At 41.5% G+C, this 20,354-nt stretch carries 21 protein-coding genes; 3 read left to right on the top strand and 18 right to left on the bottom strand.

Annotated features, from left to right (window positions below; translation table 11 throughout):
* Positions 1–2: 2 nt before the first annotated feature.
* The 14 genes from KX728_RS03105 to KX728_RS03040 form a co-directional block, all read right to left on the bottom strand.
* Positions 3–362, bottom strand: coding sequence for a S1 RNA-binding domain-containing protein (locus tag KX728_RS03105; protein WP_000689615.1), 360 nt, complete (start codon positions 360–362; stop codon positions 3–5).
* A gap of 1 nt (position 363) precedes the next feature.
* Positions 364–1,764 carry a bifunctional Cof-type HAD-IIB family hydrolase/peptidylprolyl isomerase gene (locus KX728_RS03100; protein ID WP_057489455.1) on the bottom strand — a complete coding sequence of 467 codons (1,401 nt, stop codon included), beginning with the start codon at positions 1,762–1,764 and terminating at the stop codon, positions 364–366.
* A 122-nt stretch (positions 1,765–1,886) separates the two neighbouring features.
* A complete protein-coding gene (locus KX728_RS03095) occupies positions 1,887–2,990 on the bottom strand; it encodes a family 8 glycosyl hydrolase (protein WP_215804847.1) in 1,104 nt (367 codons plus the stop codon).
* A gap of 8 nt (positions 2,991–2,998) precedes the next feature.
* Complete coding sequence (locus KX728_RS03090) at positions 2,999–4,309, bottom strand: glycosyltransferase family 2 protein (RefSeq protein WP_215804848.1); 1,311 nt, start codon at positions 4,307–4,309, stop codon at positions 2,999–3,001.
* Positions 4,302–4,442 (bottom strand): hypothetical protein, encoded by a 141-nt coding sequence (locus KX728_RS03085; RefSeq protein WP_000176307.1) that lies wholly within the window; start codon positions 4,440–4,442, stop codon positions 4,302–4,304. Before KX728_RS03085 ends, KX728_RS03090 begins: the two co-directional genes overlap by 8 nt.
* A 9-nt stretch (positions 4,443–4,451) precedes the next feature.
* Positions 4,452–5,231, bottom strand: a complete 780-nt coding sequence (locus KX728_RS03080; RefSeq protein WP_215804849.1) for a hypothetical protein — start codon at positions 5,229–5,231, stop codon at positions 4,452–4,454.
* 6 nt (positions 5,232–5,237) lie between these two features.
* Positions 5,238–6,386 (bottom strand): non-hydrolyzing UDP-N-acetylglucosamine 2-epimerase, encoded by a 1,149-nt coding sequence (gene wecB / locus KX728_RS03075; protein ID WP_215804850.1) that lies wholly within the window; start codon positions 6,384–6,386, stop codon positions 5,238–5,240.
* A 444-nt stretch (positions 6,387–6,830) separates the two neighbouring features.
* Positions 6,831–7,340: a GNAT family N-acetyltransferase gene (locus tag KX728_RS03070; RefSeq protein ID WP_198459393.1), complete on the bottom strand. Its 510-nt coding sequence runs from the start codon at positions 7,338–7,340 to the stop codon at positions 6,831–6,833.
* Between the two features lie 256 nt (positions 7,341–7,596).
* Positions 7,597–7,836: a 30S ribosomal protein S18 gene (gene rpsR, locus KX728_RS03065; RefSeq protein ID WP_000068664.1), complete on the bottom strand. Its 240-nt coding sequence runs from the start codon at positions 7,834–7,836 to the stop codon at positions 7,597–7,599.
* A 31-nt stretch (positions 7,837–7,867) separates the two neighbouring features.
* Positions 7,868–8,338, bottom strand: a complete 471-nt coding sequence (gene ssbA, locus KX728_RS03060) for a single-stranded DNA-binding protein SsbA (protein WP_000609595.1) — start codon at positions 8,336–8,338, stop codon at positions 7,868–7,870.
* Between the two features lie 11 nt (positions 8,339–8,349).
* Entirely contained in the window at positions 8,350–8,640 is a 291-nt protein-coding gene (gene rpsF / locus KX728_RS03055; RefSeq protein ID WP_001151782.1) for a 30S ribosomal protein S6, read from the bottom strand.
* A 148-nt stretch (positions 8,641–8,788) separates the two neighbouring features.
* Complete coding sequence (gene asnS, locus KX728_RS03050; protein ID WP_252344775.1) at positions 8,789–10,132, bottom strand: asparagine--tRNA ligase; 1,344 nt, start codon at positions 10,130–10,132, stop codon at positions 8,789–8,791.
* A 152-nt stretch (positions 10,133–10,284) separates the two neighbouring features.
* Complete coding sequence (locus KX728_RS03045; protein WP_215804851.1) at positions 10,285–11,463, bottom strand: pyridoxal phosphate-dependent aminotransferase; 1,179 nt, start codon at positions 11,461–11,463, stop codon at positions 10,285–10,287.
* Between the two features lie 9 nt (positions 11,464–11,472).
* Positions 11,473–11,949, bottom strand: coding sequence for a cell wall elongation regulator TseB-like domain-containing protein (locus KX728_RS03040; protein ID WP_000776858.1), 477 nt, complete (start codon positions 11,947–11,949; stop codon positions 11,473–11,475).
* Positions 11,950–12,067: 118 nt separating this feature from the next.
* Here KX728_RS03040 and KX728_RS03035 point away from each other — a divergent pair, with 118 nt between their 5' ends.
* Both KX728_RS03035 and KX728_RS03030 read left to right on the top strand, forming a co-directional pair.
* Complete coding sequence (locus KX728_RS03035) at positions 12,068–12,514, top strand: MarR family winged helix-turn-helix transcriptional regulator (protein ID WP_025172773.1); 447 nt, start codon at positions 12,068–12,070, stop codon at positions 12,512–12,514.
* A 91-nt stretch (positions 12,515–12,605) separates the two neighbouring features.
* On the top strand, positions 12,606–13,154 hold the full coding sequence (locus tag KX728_RS03030; protein WP_215804852.1) for an NADPH-dependent FMN reductase: 549 nt from the start codon (positions 12,606–12,608) through the stop codon (positions 13,152–13,154).
* A gap of 31 nt (positions 13,155–13,185) precedes the next feature.
* Here the strand turns inward: KX728_RS03030 and yaaA are convergent, their stop codons facing one another.
* The 4 genes from yaaA to KX728_RS03010 all read right to left on the bottom strand — a co-directional run bounded on the left by yaaA (position 13,186) and on the right by KX728_RS03010 (position 18,808).
* Positions 13,186–13,914 carry a peroxide stress protein YaaA gene (gene yaaA, locus KX728_RS03025; RefSeq protein ID WP_215804853.1) on the bottom strand — a complete coding sequence of 243 codons (729 nt, stop codon included), beginning with the start codon at positions 13,912–13,914 and terminating at the stop codon, positions 13,186–13,188.
* A gap of 76 nt (positions 13,915–13,990) precedes the next feature.
* Entirely contained in the window at positions 13,991–15,586 is a 1,596-nt protein-coding gene (locus KX728_RS03020) for a hypothetical protein (protein WP_215804854.1), read from the bottom strand.
* Positions 15,587–15,597: 11 nt separating this feature from the next.
* Entirely contained in the window at positions 15,598–16,008 is a 411-nt protein-coding gene (locus KX728_RS03015; RefSeq protein ID WP_215804855.1) for a peptide deformylase, read from the bottom strand.
* 103 nt (positions 16,009–16,111) lie between these two features.
* A complete protein-coding gene (locus tag KX728_RS03010; RefSeq protein WP_215804856.1) occupies positions 16,112–18,808 on the bottom strand; it encodes a cation-translocating P-type ATPase in 2,697 nt (898 codons plus the stop codon).
* Between the two features lie 306 nt (positions 18,809–19,114).
* Here KX728_RS03010 and mntE point away from each other — a divergent pair, with 306 nt between their 5' ends.
* Positions 19,115–20,308 (top strand): CDF family manganese efflux transporter MntE, encoded by a 1,194-nt coding sequence (gene mntE / locus KX728_RS03005; RefSeq protein WP_084859441.1) that lies wholly within the window; start codon positions 19,115–19,117, stop codon positions 20,306–20,308.
* Positions 20,309–20,354 lie beyond the last annotated feature (46 nt).

Raw genomic sequence — 20,354 nt, 5'->3', positions numbered from 1 at the left:
ATTTATGGCTTCTTCTTTAAATGCTCTAATGCCTCACGCGTCCAAACAGGCATCATTCGTCCAAGTGGTGCAAAACCGTGCTTGATCCGATCATTTGAAAAACGTCTCCGTCTTGGCAATTGATGTTTTTCCTCTTCCAAGGTACGGATAGAAAGACTGGCCTTCCCAGTGTATTCGTCAAAATCCACCACCTGAACTTGAACTTCATCGCCAATTTTTAAAATGTCATAGATATTTTCAATAAATCCCGTCCGAATCTCCGAGATGTGAATCAGCCCTGTCACCCCTGTCTCTAACTCGACAAAGGCACCATAGGGCTGAATTCCTGTAATACGCCCGTTTAGCTTATCACCAATTTTCATTCTAGTCCTCAATTTCAATCGTTTCAATTACTACATCTTCAACTGGCTTGTCCATTGCACCTGTCTCAACAGCTGCAATGGCATCCAAGACCGCAAAAGATTCAGCATCTAGCAACTGCCCGAAAACAGTATGACGACGGTCAAGGTGAGGAGTTCCACCTTGTTCTGCATAAATCTCAGCTATTGGTTCTGGCCAGCCACCACGCGCAATCTCTTTCTTAGAATATGGCAAATGTTGGTTTTGCACGATAAAGAACTGGCTACCATTGGTATTTGGACCAGCATTGGCCATAGAAAGGGCACCACGGATATTGTAGAGTTCTTCTGAAAATTCATCTTCAAAAGAGTCGCCGTAGATTGACTCACCACCCATACCAGTACCAGTTGGGTCTCCACCTTGGATCATAAAGTCCTTGATAATTCGGTGGAAAATCACACCATCATAGTAACCGTCTTTTGACAGAGCAACAAAGTTTGCTACTGTTTTGGGAGCCTGTTCAGGGAAGAGCTTGATACGCAAGTCTCCGTGATTTGTTTTAATGGTCGCAAGAGGACCTTCTACTGTTTCAATGTCTACTTGTGGGAAATGCAATTCTTTTTCTACCATACCAAATCCTTCTAAGGCATCAAAAATGCCATCTTCTTCTACTGTTTTTGTAATATAATCTGCTTTTTCTTTGATTTTATCATGGGAAACACCCATAGCAATACTGATTCCAGCATAATCAAAGAGTTCCAAGTCATTGAGACCATCCCCAAAGACCATGACATTCTCTGGTTTCAAGCCTATATGTTCTACCACCTTGGCTACACCAGTTGCTTTGGATCCTGAAATCGGCACGATATCAGATGAATGTTCATGCCAACGCACCATGCGAAGTTTATCCGATAAAGACTCTGGTAGGTGCAAATCAGCCCCTTTATCCTCAAAGGTCCACATCTGGTATATATCCGTTTTTTCATGGAAGTTAGGATCCACATCCAAGTTTGGATAAATCGGATCAATAGCTTCACTGATCAGTTCTGTTCGCGTGGAGAGTTTGGCGTCATGACTACCAACCAGGCCGTACTCAATTCCCTCTTCCTTCGTCCAAGAGACATACTCCTCAACATCTGACTTGTCAATCTGATGTTGATAAATCACCTTCCCTTTTTTATCTTCAATATAGGCCCCATTTAGGGTTACAAAAAAGTCAGGTTTGAGATCACGAATCTCTGGAACAACACCGAAAATACCGCGCCCAGAGGCAATTCCTGTTAAAATTCCTTTTTCACGCAACTGTTTAAAGACAGTGGGAATTGTAGCTGGAATAAAACCTGTCTTTGACGTACGCAAGGTATCATCAATATCAAAAAAGACGATTTTAATCCTCTTTGCCTTGTATTTTAATTTTGCATCCATCTCTCTACCTCTTTTTTATCACTCCTTCTATTATACCATAAAGCTGATGAAATTCCTTTTTTGAAAAAAGATGAAAATCCTATCAAAAAGAGAGCCAGAAAAACTAGCCCTCTCTTTTCATCCTAGAACATCTCTAGAGCAATCATGGTAATCATCGTTGCATCATAGTAGTTGTCCAAAGGTAAATCTTGTGTGAAAATGTATTTATTTTGCTGAAGAAGTTTCAGATAGCCTTCTCCCTTGTCAGACGCGTAGGTAATCGGTGCCAAGAAACTACCTGCCTGGTATTGATTGAGGGCCGTTCCGTTCAAGTCATAGCCAGCATAAATGCGTTGCTCTTTCATAAAGAAATCCATCATCTTTTGAACGAGTTTTTGGCTTCTTTCATCCTGGCTCTGTGACAGGTGATAAGGCAAACGACAAGCATTATAAGAATAAGCCCCATCGTATTGAGATTCGATAGTGTTGGCATCAACAAGACGTGCCCCTGACTTCTCAGCCCAGATAAAGTCTGGCAAGAGACCCGTATCAGAATGAGAACTGATTTGCTCCAATTGCCCAAGCATCTTATCCTTAATGTCTAACCACTGTTTATTTCCAGTCAGGTCATAGAAAGATTGGAAATAGTGAGGAAGAGTATCAGACGTCCGCATCAAGTAATAGTAATCGGAATCCTTGTTGGCCCAGTTCCCTACTGTCAGAACACCTGTCTCTTCGTTGAAATTGTATTGAAGGATATCAGCCAAGATCTTTTTAGCTTGTTCTTGGTATTCCTGTGCTTTATCTGGCCACTGTTTGGCAGCTTCAATTAAAGAATAAGCGATATAGAGATCTCCATCAGTTGCGTTCTGCTTCTCAACCGATTCGCTACCATTTGTGATTACTTGCTTCCAAGACATCAACTGCGTTCCCTCAATACGATGATTTTGGTAGTAACGATAAAGACTCTCAAAATCTGCTTGTGTTGCTTGCCCTTTTTGGGCTGCTAAAACCGTTATGAGCATGCCGTAACTTTGGGCCTCTGATAGAACTGTCGTTTCCTCAGAATCATTCGTCGTACGAACATAAGACTGATCGCCTTTTGTAACAAGGAACTGCTGACTCCATTGGCTGTAAATTCGATTACGCATCTCGATTTTAGTCCTTCCTCTTACTAAAAACAAGGCTAAACAAAAGATAGAAAGGATGAGCACAAACCAGACATATTTTAATTTATTCGTTTTCATAGAACCTCCTATCCTGCAAATCGCTTGGTTTTAACCCACTTGGTTTCTTTTCGTCGGAGTACCTTGTCCAGCACGATTGAAGAAATGGAATCAACGGATACAACGATAAACATCTGTGCATAAGAGAAATAGGCTGCCAAGGCCAACCAGATTTGTTTAGTCGTCGCTTGTCCAAACTGACTTGCCAATGCTGTCATAATTTGCATCAGATAAAGACCAATCATGAGAATCCAGTTGAAGAGCATGAGCTGGGCGATGTAGATATTGTCCGCATCAAAAGCAAATGGAACCCTGACATCTGGGAAGAAAAGATTAAGGCAGATTGCTAGCACATTCGCTAGGAAAATCAAATCCGATAGGACAATGGCAAAGTTAAACCAAAAGAAAACACAAGAATAGTTAAAGACTTCTAGTTTAACGCGCCAGTTTGCTCTGCCAAATAAATGCTTAAAGTTCGAGAGAACTACTTCATAATTTCCTTTTGCCCAACGTTTACGTTGCATATAGTAACTTTTTAAGGTCTCAGGTTCTTGTTGGAAAGCCTCTGAATTATAGGCAAGGGCAATCAATTTACCACTCTGCATGATTTTGAAGGAAATATCGGTATCCTCTGTCAAGGCACCATTTTTCCAACCACCGATACTCTTTACAAAGTCGGTTTGAATGATAAAGTTAGTTCCTGGAATACGCCCAATTTTAAAGAGATGCCACATTCCAACGTGGTGCACGCGCTGAGTAACAACGATCTCTTGGTTAATACAACGTGTCAAGAAATTTTGATTGGCGTTTCGAGTCTTGTTGCGACCGAAAGATGCCACGTGACGTTCTGGGTCCTTCATCACTTCTTTCACAAGGAAATAGAGGGCATTTTTTTCATGCATGGCATCTGCATCATAAACACAGATGTATTCACCTGTTGCCATCTCCAAAGCATCATTTAGAACGCCTGCTTTTCCTCCCGTACCAGTACGGTCGATAATAGTCAGATTTCTTTCTGCATATTCAGGCATGGCTTGTACAGACAAACACTCTGCATAGGTATTATCTGAACAGTTATCCGCAAACAAGAGCAACTCCACACGGTCGTGAGGATAGTTCATATCCAAGATAGCTTTTGCCGTTTGGGCAATAACCACATCCTCATTATGAGCAGGAACAACAATGGTGACCTTCGGATAATAAGGTAGCGGCGAAGTGTCTACACGAAAATCACTGTGTTTAAACCAAAAGTGTACTGCCGAAAAGAGAATTACCAAGCCCCATGCCAGAGAAATCCAAATTGTAAGCAAGGTAAAAATCATTAACATTTGACTAATCATGATTCACCGCCTTAAAATTTTTGTTCACTCGATGGTAAAGAATATTGTATGCAATAAATAGTATGATAAAACAAATGCCAAAGGCGAGACTGAGCCCCAAAGCAATACCAAAAAATAGTTCGGTTAAAGTCATGTTTCCCTCCTAATATTCTACAATTACATCTGTCTCTAATTGACGTTTGAGATGACTGGCAACATCCGCGTAGTCTTGGTATTTATCTTTATTATCAGAGTTAATCACCAAATAGCCTGTTTGGAACTGAATTCCTTGATTGCCATCTTCTCCATGAAAAACTAAACTGCTCAGTTTCTCCTGCAAACCATTCAAATAAAGTTCCTTCAAAGAATGTTGGCTACTACTCGATAGAACGAGAAAATTACCATCCGAAACGTAATAGAGCTTATCATTGTAACTCAATTCCTGAGCAATCACCTCTTGAATGCGACTGAGCATCTGGTTATGTTCTTTGGGTTTAATCTGGAAGAACAAATCTTCATGTGCCCAATGAATCAATAAGGACTGTACCATCACATCACTTTGTTCAGTGATCATAGCTTGGTAATCTGCTCGAGCTTCGTCCTCCTGTTCTTGGACCTTTGAGGCCACCTTGAAGAAATAATAACGAACCTTAAGTAGAATCCCAATCAAAAGTGGAAAACTGATTAATAAGAAGATCAGTTGAATGATCGGGATATAAACCACACCCGCAACCAAAACGATAAGTCCAAAACCAAATGCTAAGATAAGGGTCCAAGTAAGCAAAAGGTCAGATAATACCAACACTGCAAACAAGGCTAAAGCTAAAAACAAGATTTGTTCTAAAATGATTGCTCGAGCATACAAAAAACAAAGCACCAAAAGAATGACCTCACAAGCAAGCAAAGCCATAAGCCAGTTTTTAAATTGACTCCAATTTTTCATTTTATCTTATTTCCCCCCTTTGAATTCAGATACAAAAGTCGCTGCCCCAAAGTACTGTTGAATGGATTGTACGATTCGTTCAGAAGCTCTTCCATCTCCATAAGGATTTGGTGCCTGAGACATTTGTCCATAAAGAGTTTCATCTGTTAAGAGTGCTGCCATCGCTTCTTTCACACGTACTGGATCCGTACCAACTAGCTTCAACGTACCTGCTCTTACTCCTTCTGGACGTTCCGTCGTGTCACGAAGGACAAGGACAGGTTTGCCGAGAGAAGGCGCCTCTTCCTGAACACCTCCAGAGTCAGTCATGATAAAATAGCTTCTTGAAGCCAAATTATGAAAATCAAGTACATCTAAAGGCTCGATCAAGTGAATACGATCGTGACCAGCTAAGATATCGTTTGCTGCTTCTTGCACAGCAGGGCTAAGGTGAACAGGATAAACAACTTCAATTTCCTGATGAAGATCGACCATCTCACGTAAAGCTGTAAAGACATTTCTCATTGGTTGACCTTGATTCTCACGACGGTGCATGGTTACCAATACAAGTTTCTTATCTGGATCCAATTGATCTAGAACATCATGATAGTAATCCGATTGAACGGTTAGTTTCAAGGCATCAATGGCTGTATTTCCCGTAATGACAATAGCAGACTCAGGGTGATTTTCCTTGAGGAGATTTTCTTTACTCTCACTAGTTGGAGCAAAATAAAGATCCGCTAAGTTATCAGTCATCTGACGATTCATTTCTTCTGGGAAAGGAGAATACTTATCAAAGGTCCTTAGACCAGCTTCAACGTGGCCGATACGTACCTGATTATAGAAAGCAACTAAACTTGCTGCAAAAGTTGTCGTTGTATCTCCATGAACAAGAATTATATCTGGAAGTTCTTGCTTAACAACTGGATCAAACTTTTCTAAAATTTTTCCAGTAATATCTAAGAGGGATTGATTTTTCCCCATAATATCCAGGTCATAATGTGGCTCGATGCTAAAAGTTTCAAGAACTTGATCTAGCATTTGGCGATGCTGAGCTGTCACAACTGTGATCGTCTCAATGCTGTCACTATGTTTTTGCAATTCTAACACTAAAGGGGCCATTTTAATAGCTTCTGGTCGTGTTCCAAAAACAACCATCACTTTCAGTTTCTTCATTATGCTATCCTTCTACTATAATAAAAAATAAAATTTGATAAATCGTATTAATTTGTGTATCGAATAGTTCCGATTTCAATTAATTTGACTTTCATAATTATTTTACCGTCAATTTATTTATATGTCAAATTTTTTCCAAATTATATTATTTCATTTCATTTAATTTTAACAATTTGTAACCTTTTTGTAACAATATTATTTACAACCTTTAAAAAGCCTTATTTTAGGAAATTTTAAGACTTTTCAAAAGAATCCGTATTTTAAAAAAACTAAACCTTATATGCTTTTTTCGATATTTATCTTTATCTTGATATTTCAAACAATTATATTTTACCACTTTGAAGAATAAATCAAACAATTTCAAACAAAAAAATCCCTTTTTCGAATGAAAAAGGGACTGTGATTGTTTACTATATTTAAAATTTAAACCTTATAAAATCTGTCTTAAAACAAATTTTTCGACAGATACAAAACCAATTCTCCGATATCTTCACAAACCGCATTCATGGCCGGTTGATGGTTCTGATACCAAACACCCGTCCCATCTGGAATATAGCCTCGTTTGATGTACAATCTCTGGGCAGGTCCATACCCTGAATGGAGCCCAACACCAAGGGTCACCTTATCCGATATGAGCCTAACTCGTTTTTCTGCTTCTTCCAGCAAGAGATTTCCAATACCTTGATTTTGAAAAGGTTCAAATACATTGAAATCTGATAGTTCTGGATAGATTTCTGCAAAAGGCCCCTGCTTAGCGCAGGGCAAAATTGTGATATAACCCGCTAAAGCACCCTCAACCTCTGCAACTAAGACTTCTCTCTCCCCACATTCTTGTTCAAGAAAATATCTAGCCAAAATTTCTTCTCTACCCGGCCAACCTTGGCTGATAAATCCTCGAGATAGATCTTTAATGTCAGATTCTTGCATTTTTCTAATTGAACATGTCGTCTTCATAAGTTGCTCCTTTATAGCTTTCTCCTACCATTATAGCACGATAATAAAGATTAAAAGAAAAAACCTAGTAAGACAAAAGAATCTTACTAGGTCAACAGGGAAGCCTTTCTAACAAAGTCCTATAAAAATCTGAAAAAGAGGTCCACCCGGACCTGAAAAAAAGACCCACAAGGGTCTTAATTCGCTTTCTTATTTTCAAGCTCATAAAAAAGAGGTCCACCGGACCTGAAAAAAAGACCCATAAGGGTCTTTTTTTTTAATCTTCGTTTACGAAAGGCATCAAAGCCATTACGCGAGCGCGTTTGATAGCTGTTGTTACTTTACGTTGGTTTTTAGCTGAAGTTCCTGTTACACGACGTGGAAGGATTTTCCCACGTTCTGAAACGAAACGGCTAAGAAGCTCAGTATCTTTGTAATCAACATATTCAATTTTGTTTGCTGCGATGTAATCAACTTTTTTACGGCGTTTGAATCCGCCACGACGTTGTTGAGCCATGTTTTTTCTCCTTTATAGTATTAATTGTCCATTAGAATGGTAAATCATCATCTGAAATGTCCAATGGATTGGTTGCTCCAAATGGATTTTCAGAACGTGAAAAGTCTGGTACTGGGTTTGCAGGTGCTGATTGGCCAGCAGTTGGTGCAGAATAAGCGCCACCTGAATGTCCTTCACGCACTCCGCGGCTTTCCAACATTTGGAAATTCTCAGCCACGACTTCTGTTACGTAGACACGTTGTCCTTGCTGGTTATCGTAACTACGAGTCTGGATACGGCCTGTGATCCCGATAAGAGAGCCTTTTTTAGCCCAGTTAGCAAGATTTTCAGCCTGTTGGCGCCACATAACGACATTGATGAAATCAGCCTCACGTTCGCCATTTTGACTCTTAAATGTACGGTTTACTGCAAGAGTAAAAGTCGCAACTGCTACATTTGATGGGGTATAACGCAACTCAGCGTCACGTGTCATACGCCCTACAAGTACAACATTGTTAATCATAATTTACCTTCTTACGCGTCAAGTTTGACGATCATGTGACGAAGAATGTCAGCGTTGATTTTTGAAAGACGGTCAAACTCTTTAAGAGCTGCGTCGTCGTTTGCTTCAACGTTAACGATGTGGTAAAGTCCTTCACGGAAATCTTGGATTTCGTATGCAAGACGACGTTTTTCCCATGATTTTGATTCAACAACAGTTGCACCGTTGTCAGTCAAGATAGAGTCAAAACGTGCTACCAAAGCGTTTTTCGCTTCTTCTTCAATGTTTGGACGAATGATATAAAGAATTTCGTATTTAGCCATTGATATGTTCCTCCTTTTGGTCTAATGACCCCTAGTCTTTGCAAGGGGTAAGTGAGGTTTGCTCACAATAAACTATTATACTAGAAAAACTGATAGATAGCAAGATAAAAGTGAAAAAAGAAGATGAAAATATCTTCTTTTTACTAGTTTATGGTTTGATACGATGCAACATACGTGGGAATGGAATAGCTTCACGGATGTGTTTTGTACCAGCTGCGAAGGTTACCATACGTTCAATACCGATACCAAATCCTCCGTGTGGTACTGTACCATATTTACGAAGGTCAAGGTAAAATTCATACTCTGTACGATCCATGCCAAGTTCTTCCATTTTAGCGACAAGGGCATCGTAGTCTTCCTCACGCATAGAACCACCGATGATTTCTCCGTAACCTTCTGGTGCAAGCAAGTCTGCACAAAGTACGCGCTCTGGATTTCCAGGAACTGGTTTCATGTAGAAGGCCTTGATAGCTGCTGGGTAGTTCATAACAAATGTTGGCACACCAAAGTGGTTTGAAATCCATGTTTCGTGTGGTGAACCAAAGTCATCGCCATGCTCAAGATGCTCGTAGTCAGCATCTTCATCATTTTCATGCTCTTGCAAAAGGTCAATGGCTTGATCGTAAGTGATACGTTTGAAAGGCTCTGCAATGTAGCGTTTCAAAAGCTCTGTATCACGTTCCAAGGTTTCCAAGGCTTGAGGCGCACGATCCAAAACGCCTTGAAGAAGAGCTTTAACATAAGCTTCTTGCAAGTCAAGTGACTCATCGTGTGTCAAGTATGAGTACTCCGCATCCATCATCCAAAACTCAGTCAAGTGACGGCGCGTTTTTGATTTTTCAGCACGGAATACTGGACCAAAGTCAAAGACACGGCCAAGAGCCATAGCTCCTGCTTCTAGGTAAAGCTGACCTGATTGACTCAAGTAGGCTGGCGTTCCGAAGTAATCTGTTTCAAAGAGTTCTGTTGAATCTTCAGCCGCGTTTCCTGAAAGAATTGGGCTATCAAATTTCATGAAGCCGTTCTTGTCGAAAAACTCATAAGTTGCATAGATGATAGCGTTACGGATTTGCATCACCGCCACTTGCTTACGAGAGCGGAGCCACAAGTGACGGTTGTCCATCAAGAAGTCTGTTCCGTGTTCTTTTGGTGTGATTGGGTAATCTTGAGATTCACCGATCACTTCGATGTCTGTAATATCCAACTCATAGCCAAACTTAGAACGTTCGTCTTCTTTGACAATCCCTGTCACATAAACAGAAGTTTCTTGGCTTAGACGTTTAATCGTATCAAACTTCTCTAGCCCCACTTCTTCACCAAATTTTTCTACAAAGTTTGGTTTAAAGGCTACACCTTGGAAGAAGGCTGTTCCATCACGCAATTGCAAGAAGGCAATTTTCCCTTTTCCAGATTTGTTGGCAACCCAGGCTCCGATGGTCACTTCTTGACCAACGTAGTCTTTTACATCGATAATTGTTACACGTTTTGTCATAATCTATCTTCCTTTTTTCGTTTAACTTGTCCGAAGACATCATTACCCACTATTTTACCATAAATAGACTGCGATAGCTAGGTTCTACTAGAGAAAAATCGCGAGATTTTCGTTACAAAAAATCTTCGCCAAAAAGGCGAAGATTTTGAGTTTTATTTTTCCATAAACTGATGCAAACGGCGAATAGCTTCTTTCAAAGTATCCAAGTCTGTGGCATAGCTGAGACGAACATTTTCTGGTGCTCCAAATCCAGCTCCTGTAATCAAGGCAAGTCCGACTTCTTCGAGAATAGCTGTTGTAAACTCTGTCACATCGGTATAACCCTTCATTTCCATCGCTTTTTTAACATTTGGGAAGAGATAGAAGGCTCCTTGGGGCTTGACAACTTCAAATCCTGGCACTTGGCACAAGAGAGGATAAATGGTATTCAAACGTTCTTCAAAGGCTTGGCGCATGGTTTCAACAGAGTCTTGCGGTCCAGTCAGCGCCTCAATCGTTGCATATTGAGATACTGCTGTCAGATTTGAAGTCGTTTGTCCTGTCAATTTGCTCATGGCAGCGATAATTTCAGGATTTCCCACAGCATAACCTACCCGCCAACCAGTCATGGCATAGGCCTTAGATACACCGTTAATCACGATGGTTTGCTGACGAATGGCTTCTGACAGACTAGAGATTGGAACAAATTCATTCCCGTTATAAACCAGACGACCGTAAATATCATCTGCTAGGATAAGGACATCATGTTCAACAGCCCAATTTCCGATAGCCAAGAGTTCCTCGCGAGAGTAGATCATACCGGTCGGATTCGATGGTGAATTGAGAACCAAGACCTTGGTCTTATCTGTTCGCGCTGCTTCTAGCTGCTCTACTGTTACTTTAAAATGATTGTCTTCCTTGGCCTGGACAAAGACTGGCACTCCTTCTGCCATTTTGACCTGGTCTCCATAGCTGACCCAGTATGGTGTAGGGATAATGACTTCATCACCTGGATTGACCACAGCCATAAAGAAGGTGTAGAGAGAGAACTTAGCACCAGTGGCAAAGGTAACCTCGTTGGCTGCAACAGAATACCCATAATAGCGTTCAAAATAGGTATTAACCGCCGCTTTTAACTCTGGTAGGCCTGAAGCAACTGTATAAAAGGAAGCTCGTCCATCTCGAATCGCTTCTACCGCTGCATCCTGAATGTTTTCAGGAGTATGAAAATCAGGCTGTCCCAAGGTTAAGAAAAGAACGTCTTTTCCCTGAGCTTTTAATGCTTTGGCTCTTGCATCACTAGCTAGAGTGACGCTTTCTTCCATTTCTAGTACACGTTTGGATAGTTTCATATGCCCTCCTTATTGGATCACTGCTCCTGTTTCAAAGTCGACCAGATAGTACTGGTTTCCTGACTTGACTTCCCAAATCGGCTTGTCCTGATAACGACCAAAGGTAATCTTGTCAATGTCGCTAGCTCCTTTTTCCCTCGAAATCGTCGCTGCCTTGTCTTGAGAAATCCCCTTATCAAGCTGATAAACATAAATCTTGTGGTCATTCTTTTCAATCAGTACGGCAATGGCCTCTTGCTTTTTATTATGTCCCAGAACACTGTAATAACCTTCTAGTCCATTATAAAAATCAACCTGATCTGCCTGTTCCAATTCTGCATACTGCTTGGCTAGTTTTTCTCCCTCAACTCTAGCATCTTGATAGGGTTTCATGCTGAGTGATATCAGATAAAGGAAGGAAGTCGTCATGACTAGTACTACCAGAGCAATGCCGATTCCATACTGTAAAAGTAGCTTGTTTTTTGCTTTTTTCTGTCTTAGTTTCACTCGTCTATTTTACCATCTCTCCTTCTTTATTACAAGTGAAGACAGGAACATTCTAAGATTCTTTTCCTATAAAATGTAAGTTCTTGTTTTTCTCTCTCATTATTGATAAAATAACCTTATGAAACAATATTTGAAAGAGAAAATTTCCGATAATCAATTAGACTTAAAAACGGCTATCGTCCTCAATAAAGCCATACGAACTTTTAAACCATATGAAGCCAAGGCTGCTAAAGAACACGGGCTAACACCCACCCAATTTTCAGTTTTGGAAACCCTCTATAGCAAGGGGGAACTACGCATTCAGGATTTGATTGAAAAAATGTTGGCCACTTCTGGAAACATGACTGTTGTCATTCGAAATATGGTTCGAGATGGATGGATTTCTAGAACTTGTGACCCGAAAGATCGTCGCTCTTTTTTCCTGAAATTAACACCTGCAGGACGCAGAAAAATCGAAGAGGTTCTTCCTGACCATATCGATTCGATCGTAGAAGCACTCAGCATCTTGGAAGATGGTGAAAAGGAGGAGTTAATCCGCATTTTAAAAAAATTTAAAAATTTGTGAGCAAAATTATTGCTAATTAGTATCATTTGTTGTAACATGGATGGTAACAAAAGAGTTTGCTCTTTGAATTTTAAACTAAAGGAGACACAACATGTCTAAAAAAGTATTATTTATCGTCGGTTCACTACGCCAAGGTTCTTTCAACCACCAAATGGCCCTCGAAGCTGAAAAAGCACTTGCTGGAAAAGCAGAAGTTAGCTATCTTGATTACTCAGCTGTTCCTCTCTTCAGCCAAGATTTGGAAGTTCCAACTCATCCAGCTGTAGCTGCTGCTCGTGAAGAAGTTCTTGCTGCGGATGCTATCTGGATCTTCTCTCCAGCCTACAACTTCTCTATCCCTGGAACAGTGAAAAATTTGCTTGACTGGCTCTCTCGTGCCCTTGACTTGTCTGATACACGTGGTGCTTCTGCCCTCCAAGACAAGTTTGTTACTGTCTCATCTGTAGCCAATGCCGGTCACGATCAACTCTTTGCTATTTACAAAGACCTCTTGCCATTTATCCGTACACAAGTCGTTGGTGACTTTACAGCTGCTCGTGTCAATGACTCTGCTTGGGCAGACGGAAAATTGGTATTAGAAGAAGCAACTGCTTCATCACTTGCCAAACAAGCTGACGACCTTCTTGCAGCCATTAACTAATCCAGCAAAAACCAGCTCGAATGAGCTGGTTTTATGCTAGTTTCACAAAGACGAGTTCTAAGTTACTGGATAAATCAGGTTGGTAGTCAAAACCTGCAAAACTGAGCTGGCGAGCTTGTTCGACTGTTTGAACTTGTCCTTCTATCAAGGCGGTCAAAAAGGCACCACGGGCTTTTTTTGAAATAGTTGAGTGGATCTTCAGCTGACCTGCCTTGTCCTCCATAAATTTGAAGGTCACCATCTTTTCTCTGATTTCCTTAGAAAATACAGTTTCAAACTCTGATGACAAGAGAGAAAATATCATGTCCTCATCCTGTAGGGACTCATCATAGGCTGATTTCCAATGACTCTTTAGGGTTTTTCCAGCTACTTTTAACTTCATCAAGAAGTCCAAACGGTGAGGAGCCATAGGCGACAAGGCTGGGACAACACCGTATAAAGCCGAGGTAATCAGGACATGATTTTCAAGATAGGTTTGTTCAGCCTCGGTTAACCCATTTCGTTTGATGTGACGATACATGAGACCATCGAAAAGTTTCAAGGCTGGATAATGTTTAGCCCTGTAGTCTTTTAAAGCTTGAATATGGCCGTACTCTTCTTCTGCTTTCTCGGCAGATGCCTTATAAAAACTTTCTAATTCACTAGCTGAGTAGTGCGCCAGTGAGTCAAGGACTGCCTGACTTTCTTCCCTCAAAGGGAGCGCTTCAATATAAGGATGGTCTGTGTTCATTTCTTTGGCTGTTGGGATTAAAATTTTCATATTGTTAGTGTAGCATATTTTTCAACCACTACCAAGAATTTCATCTTAAAAACCTCGGTTCATACCGAGGTTTCTTTTACTTGACTTTAAAGGTCTTGAGATAATTATCTTTTCCAACTTGACCTTCGAAGGATTGACCATTTTCAAGGTAAGGAAGGTCGTCTGACACTGAAGCCTTGACCTTATAAATCTTGCCATCAACTTTAAAGAAGTAGACGGTATCCCCCTTGATGACAGCTGATTTAAGATCTGAAACCACTCCCTTAATGTTTTCTACCGTTTCATTATCCAGCTCGAGGTCGTTTTTATTGGCATACTTGCTGAGGAGTTCATCTACAGTAGTTGCTACGATGACATTTTGATACTCCACTGCATCGACCAATGCATACTCCTTGACCAAGCCTGCATTGTCCTTCAAGCCCATGATATAGAGTGGTTTGTCATTGAGATTGACAAGAATAGGGAAGGTAGCCTTGTAGGCCTTCTCCTGAACGGCTCCTTCTGCAGAAGCACGGGCTGATTCTTCGGTTGCTGAAGCTAGATTGTACTTGGTGATTTCACCAGTGCGCATATTTTCAAGGATAAATCCTAGATTACTTTCGTCAGCGTTGGCTGAAGTCACCCCAGTGTAGAGATAAATGTCATTTCCGATAGAAAGATAGTTATAGCCTTCTGTCGTTTGGGTAACGTTTTTCTTAGAAATCAAGGCATTCCAGAAGCCGTCTTTATACTTGCCGTTGTAGTTGATTTGTTCGATGGTTTCTTCTGCTGGATAGACACGATCCACCCATTCTGGTACTTCATCCAAGCTGTATTCCTTGGTTTCTCCATTGGTGGCGTCTAAGATAATAACAGACGAAGGACGAGGTACTCCTAGACCAAACTGTTTTTGATAAACGGTTGCTACATAGAAGGGATTGCCTTCATCATCCACCTCAAAGGAGGGCGTTTTAAAAATCTTGGTTGGGTACTTAATCCGAAGATGGCGTTTGACGTCTCGGTTAAAATACTCAGAGTCTGAATACTTCATGGGCGTTTTTAAATCCACCAATTCCGCATTTCCTGTCACCATATCAACCTTGATATACTCGCCAATTCCCTTGGACTGATTATTAAACCATTTGATCGGGTCGGCATACTCCAAAGGAGTCACTCGATAAGGTTTGCCATCAACCGTCAGCTGGGTATAAGTATCTGCTGCTACGTACTGGGAGACCTTATCCGTCAGAGAGCCTAGATAACGGTCTCCAATCTTCTCTGCAGTGCTCCGATCCAAGATCGGAACCTTACTGGTATCACTCTTAGGAAAATCTTTAAAGTCTTTTTCTGTGATAGACACCACATTAGCATAATTTTTAGCTTGGAAAAAGCTAGAGGTCACTAGGCTTACCAGACCAGCAAGGGCAAAGATGATACCTGCAGTCAAAAACAATCCTCTACTAAGTTTGGTAACAAGGAATCCTTCTAGATTGAGATCTTTGGTAGCCTTGCCATGGCGTAGGTGAACTGTCTTGACAAGATTGGTATCCTTGCGGAAACTAAACAAAATCCCCATCACCACCAGATGCCCACAGAGAAAGAAGATGAATTCCCAACTGGTCAGATTGAAGGGTGGTAAAAAGATATACCAGGTCGTTGCGATAAAAACAAGTTCAAATAGTATGCGTTTCATCTGAGTTCCTCCTAAATAATCCGTCCTTCCAAATGATCCAGTTCATGCTGGCAGATCTGAGCTGGAAAACCTGTTAGCGTAATGGTCTGCTCCTGCCACTTACTATCACAATAGGAAACCGTAATCGTTTCATAACGAGTTGTTGGTCGCACCCCAGTCAAGGACAAACAACCTTCCTCAGTCTCGTAAGATCCTTTGTAGGAAAGGAGAACGGGATTAAACATGACCATGGGAACCAAGCCAAGATTAAAGATAATGACACGCTTCTGCACCCCAATCATATTAGCCGCTAGACCGACACAGGTCTCGCGATTGGCTAGCAGGGTATCCTGTAAATCTCTAGCCAGATAAAGGTCTTCCTGACTTGCAGGTTTCGAGACCTGCGACAAGAATAAGACATCTCGGACAATTTTCTTTTCCATTCTCTTTCACTCCTTGCTATTTTACTTTATTATAGCACAAAAGGGAGCGACTTCTAGTCCTTTCCATCAAATGCAAAAAAGCCATCCGAAGATGACTTTCTTTTTAAATCGCGTTCTTATCAAAACCAAGTTTACGTTGAACAAACTTGACGATTTCGACGATAAGTATCATTGAGAAGCTTCCAGCTAGAACAATAGCCCATTGTGACAAGTCTAGTTTGGTTACGTGGAAGATACCTTCAAGCGGTTCTACAACGATTGTTGCCATCAAGAGGATGAAGGATACCAAGATAGACCAGTTGAAGGTCTTAGACTTGAATGGTCCGACTGTCAAGATGGATTGGTAAACAGACTTGACGTTGTAGGCATGGAAGAGCTGAATCAAACCAAGCGTTGCAAAGGCCATGGTGAGGGCATCCGCGTGAATGGCGTGATTATCTCCTACATGGACCGGATAAGCAAGAGCAAGACCATAAACAGTCAAGACGAGAGCCCCTTGGAGTACACCTTGATAGATAATGGAACTCATGACCCCACCTGAGAAGAAACTTGATTTGCGTCCACGTGGTTTGTGGGTCATAACACCTGGCTCAGCTGGTTCAACACCAAGAGCGATAGCTGGGAAGGTATCGGTTACCAAGTTAATCCACAAGAGATGAACTGGCTGTAGGACATCCCAACCAAACAAGGTTGATAAGAAGATGGTTAATACTTCAGCCGTATTGGCAGAAAGTAGGTACTGAATTGTCTTTTGAATATTTGAGAAGACCTTACGTCCTTCTTCAACTGCGACGATGATGGTCGCAAAGTTATCATCTGCAAGAATCATGTCTGATGCACCTTTAGAAACCTCTGTACCAGTGATTCCCATACCGATACCGATATCGGCTGTTTTCAGAGCTGGCGCGTCATTAACACCGTCACCTGTCATAGCAACGACCTTACCTTGGTTTTGCCAAGCTTTCACGATACGAACCTTGTGTTCTGGAGATACACGCGCATAAACAGAGTATTGACCAACGACTTTTTCAAATTCTTCATCAGAAAGTTCGTTGAGCTCAGCACCAGTCAAAACATGGTCTTCCGAGTCATTTTCATCGATGATTCCCAAACGTTTGGCAATGGCTTCCGCTGTGTCTTGGTGGTCACCAGTGATCATGATTGGACGGATTCCTGCTTCCTTAGCGACACGAACCGCTTCTGCTGCTTCGGCACGCTCAGGGTCAATCATCCCAATCAAACCAGTAAAGATCAAGTTGTTTTCAAGCTCTTCAGAAGTAAGATTTTCTGGAATACTATCGATAATCTTATAAGCACCCGCAAGAACACGCAGAGCTTGGTGAGCCATGTCAGAGTTGTTTGTATGGATTAATTCAGTGACTTTCTCATCAATCGGAGCAACATCTCCAACTTTATCACGAGCAACACAACGTTTCAAAAGTTGATCTGGAGCCCCCTTGACTGCCACGAGGAATTTACCATCTGGCAATGGATGAACCGTTGACATGAGTTTACGATCTGAGTCAAACGGCAATTCAGCTACACGAGGATATTTCTCTAAAAATCCTTTAACATCGTAGCCCTTGTCCAAGGCATACTGGATGAAGGCTGTTTCCGTTGGATCCCCGATCAGGTTACCTTCAGCATCAATCTTGGTATCATTGGCTAAGACAACCGAACGAAGTAGGGGCATGTCCAAGCCAAGTTCAATATCATCAGCTGAGTCATGTAGAACTGCGTCATAGAAGACTTTCTCGACTGTCATCTTGTTCATGGTAAGCGTACCAGTCTTATCAGAAGCGATAATCTCAGTTGAACCAAGCGTTTCAACTGCTGGCAACTTACGAACGATAGAGTTTCGTTTGGCCAAGACTTGAGTACCAAGGGCAAGAACGATCGTCACGATAGCTGGGAGTCCTTCTGGAATGGCTGCAACAGCAAGCGCAACAGAGGTCATCAACTCACCAAGTGGATTTTTACCTTGAATGAAGACTCCAACTACAAAAGTAACAAGGGCAATGACCAAAATTGCATAGGTCAAGACCTTAGAAAGGTTGTTCAAGTTTTGTTTAAGTGGTGTATCCGTCTCATCCGCATCTTGGAGCATACCAGCGATATGACCCACTTCAGTATACATACCTGTATTGACAACAACACCAAGACCACGACCATAAGTCACATTTGAGTTTTGGAAGGCCATGTTGACACGGTCACCAATACCAGCATCTGCAGCGAGTTCTACAGTCAAATCTTTTTCAACTGGAACAGACTCACCTGTCAAGGCTGCTTCTTCGATTTTAAGAGAGTTGGCTTCTAGCAAACGTAGGTCTGCTGGCACTACATCACCAGCTTCGAGAGCTACGATATCACCTGGCACCAATTCTTTGGAATCAATCTCAGCCATGTGTCCATCACGAATAACGCGAGCAGCTGGACTAGACATAGACTTGAGGGCTTCGATAGCTTCTTCTGCTTTTCCTTCTTGGTAAACACCGAAGGCAGCGTTGATGATAACCACGGCAAGGATAATGATGGCATCTGCGATATCTTCCCCACCAGAAGTTACGACTGACAAGATAGCCGCAGCAACTAGGATGATAATCATCAAATCCTTAAATTGCTCGATAAACTTGACTAGGAGAGATTTTTTCTCACCCTCTTCCAGTTCATTGCGTCCATATTCAGCTAGACGTTTCTGCGCTTCGCTTGACGAAAGACCTTGCTCAGTTGCTTCAACTGACTTCAAGACCTCTTCAGGACTTTGAGTGTAAAACGCTTGGCGTTTTTGTTCTTTTGACATGTGTCTCCTCCTTGACATTGTGTGCAAAACAAGTTCTCTTTTAGTTTTATGACAAACAAAAAGAGACCTGTTAATCATAACAAGTCTCGCTGTTTAAGATAGTGCCGGAAAACATACTTTTCAGTATACAATTCGGAATGACGACACTATCACAGGTTTCTGCCAGCTACTCCCTTGAGTAGTACTATTATATCAAAATTTGAAAAGTTTTCAAGGGTTTAAATCCGATGAAACAAGACTAAATTTGAATTTTCCCTTGAAAACCAGTATAATGGTAGAATACTATATGACTAGAAAGGAAGTCCGATGAACCAATCCATGTCAAATCTCAAATTGGCAGAACGTGGAGCCATTATCAGTATTTCAACCTACCTCCTCTTGTCTGCGGCAAAATTGGCAACTGGTCACCTCCTGCATTCTTCCAGTTTGGTGGCAGATGGTTTCAACAACGTATCCGATATTATCGGAAACGTTGCCCTCTTGATTGGGATTCGGATGGCCCGCCAACCTGCAGACCGTGACCATCGCTTTGGTCACTGGAAGATTGAAGATTTGGCTAGCTTGATTACTTCCATCATCATGTTCTATGTTGGTTTTGATGTGCTTCGGGACACCATTCAGAAAATCCTCAGTCGGGAACAAACACCTATTGATCCTTTGGGAGCGATTCTAGGAATCATTTCAGCAGCGGTCATGTTTGCTGTTTATCTCTATAACACACGCCTCAGTAAGAAATCGAAATCCAAAGCTCTCAAGGCAGCTGCTAAGGACAATCTTTCTGATGCTGTCACCTCGCTTGGGACTTCCATTGCTATCTTAGCCAGCAGTTTCAATTATCCTATCGTGGATAAATTGGTCGCTATTATCATCACCTTCTTTATCTTAAAAACAGCCTATGATATCTTTATCGAGTCTTCCTTCAGTCTTTCAGATGGTTTTGATGACCGTCTGCTAGAGGACTACCAAAAGGCCATCATGGAGATTCCAAAGATTAGTAAGGTCAAGTCCCAAAGAGGGCGTACCTACGGTAGCAATATCTACCTTGATATCACCTTAGAAATGAATCCCGACTTATCAGTCTATGAGAGTCACGAAATTGCAGACCAGGTCGAATCCATGCTGGAAGAGCGCTTTGGAGTCTTTGATACCGATGTCCATATCGAGCCAGCTCCCATACCTGAGGACGAGATTTTAGACAATGTCTACAAAAAACTGCTCATGCGTGAGCAATTGATTGACCAAGGAAATCAGCTAGAAGAACTCCTTGCTGAGGACTTTCTCTATATCCGTCAAGATGGAGAGCAGATGGATAAAGTCGCTTATCAAGCCGAAAAAGAACTTAAAGCTGCTATTAAGGATATTCAAATCACTTCCATTAGTCAGAAAACCAAGCTCATTTGCTATGAGCTAGATGGCATCGTCCACACCAGTATCTGGCGTCGCCATGAGACTTGGCAAAACATCTTCCATCAGGAAACTAAAAAAGAAGACAAACAGTGACCCTATCCAGTGGATAGGGCCTTTTTGATTATTCTACTTTAAGCAA

This window comes from Streptococcus oralis (assembly GCF_019334565.1).
Lineage (GTDB): Bacteria > Bacillota > Bacilli > Lactobacillales > Streptococcaceae > Streptococcus > Streptococcus oralis_CR.
Note: the sequence above shows the minus strand (reverse complement) of the source record. Positions and strands in the feature narration are given on the sequence as shown.

Excerpts from the sequence above, each read along its gene's own strand:
- asnS (WP_252344775.1), bottom strand. The coding sequence starts at position 10,132 with ATGACAAAACGTGTAACAATTATCGATGTAAAAGACTACGTTGGTCAA.
- KX728_RS03090 (WP_215804848.1), bottom strand. The coding sequence starts at position 4,309 with ATGATTAGTCAAATGTTAATGATTTTTACCTTGCTTACAATTTGGATT.
- KX728_RS03080 (WP_215804849.1), bottom strand. The coding sequence starts at position 5,231 with ATGAAAAATTGGAGTCAATTTAAAAACTGGCTTATGGCTTTGCTTGCT.
- KX728_RS03045 (WP_215804851.1), bottom strand. The coding sequence starts at position 11,463 with ATGAAACTATCCAAACGTGTACTAGAAATGGAAGAAAGCGTCACTCTA.
- rpsR (WP_000068664.1), bottom strand. The coding sequence starts at position 7,836 with ATGGCTCAACAACGTCGTGGCGGATTCAAACGCCGTAAAAAAGTTGAT.
- KX728_RS03100 (WP_057489455.1), bottom strand. The coding sequence starts at position 1,764 with ATGGATGCAAAATTAAAATACAAGGCAAAGAGGATTAAAATCGTCTTT.
- mntE (WP_084859441.1), top strand. The coding sequence starts at position 19,115 with ATGAACCAATCCATGTCAAATCTCAAATTGGCAGAACGTGGAGCCATT.
- KX728_RS03105 (WP_000689615.1), bottom strand. The coding sequence starts at position 362 with ATGAAAATTGGTGATAAGCTAAACGGGCGTATTACAGGAATTCAGCCC.
- KX728_RS03085 (WP_000176307.1), bottom strand. The coding sequence starts at position 4,442 with ATGACTTTAACCGAACTATTTTTTGGTATTGCTTTGGGGCTCAGTCTC.
- KX728_RS03015 (WP_215804855.1), bottom strand. The coding sequence starts at position 16,008 with ATGGAAAAGAAAATTGTCCGAGATGTCTTATTCTTGTCGCAGGTCTCG.
- KX728_RS03030 (WP_215804852.1), top strand. The coding sequence starts at position 12,606 with ATGTCTAAAAAAGTATTATTTATCGTCGGTTCACTACGCCAAGGTTCT.
- yaaA (WP_215804853.1), bottom strand. The coding sequence starts at position 13,914 with ATGAAAATTTTAATCCCAACAGCCAAAGAAATGAACACAGACCATCCT.
- KX728_RS03070 (WP_198459393.1), bottom strand. The coding sequence starts at position 7,340 with ATGAAGACGACATGTTCAATTAGAAAAATGCAAGAATCTGACATTAAA.
- KX728_RS03020 (WP_215804854.1), bottom strand. The coding sequence starts at position 15,586 with ATGAAACGCATACTATTTGAACTTGTTTTTATCGCAACGACCTGGTAT.
- KX728_RS03095 (WP_215804847.1), bottom strand. The coding sequence starts at position 2,990 with ATGAAAACGAATAAATTAAAATATGTCTGGTTTGTGCTCATCCTTTCT.
- ssbA (WP_000609595.1), bottom strand. The coding sequence starts at position 8,338 with ATGATTAACAATGTTGTACTTGTAGGGCGTATGACACGTGACGCTGAG.
- rpsF (WP_001151782.1), bottom strand. The coding sequence starts at position 8,640 with ATGGCTAAATACGAAATTCTTTATATCATTCGTCCAAACATTGAAGAA.
- KX728_RS03010 (WP_215804856.1), bottom strand. The coding sequence starts at position 18,808 with ATGTCAAAAGAACAAAAACGCCAAGCGTTTTACACTCAAAGTCCTGAA.
- wecB (WP_215804850.1), bottom strand. The coding sequence starts at position 6,386 with ATGAAGAAACTGAAAGTGATGGTTGTTTTTGGAACACGACCAGAAGCT.
- KX728_RS03035 (WP_025172773.1), top strand. The coding sequence starts at position 12,068 with ATGAAACAATATTTGAAAGAGAAAATTTCCGATAATCAATTAGACTTA.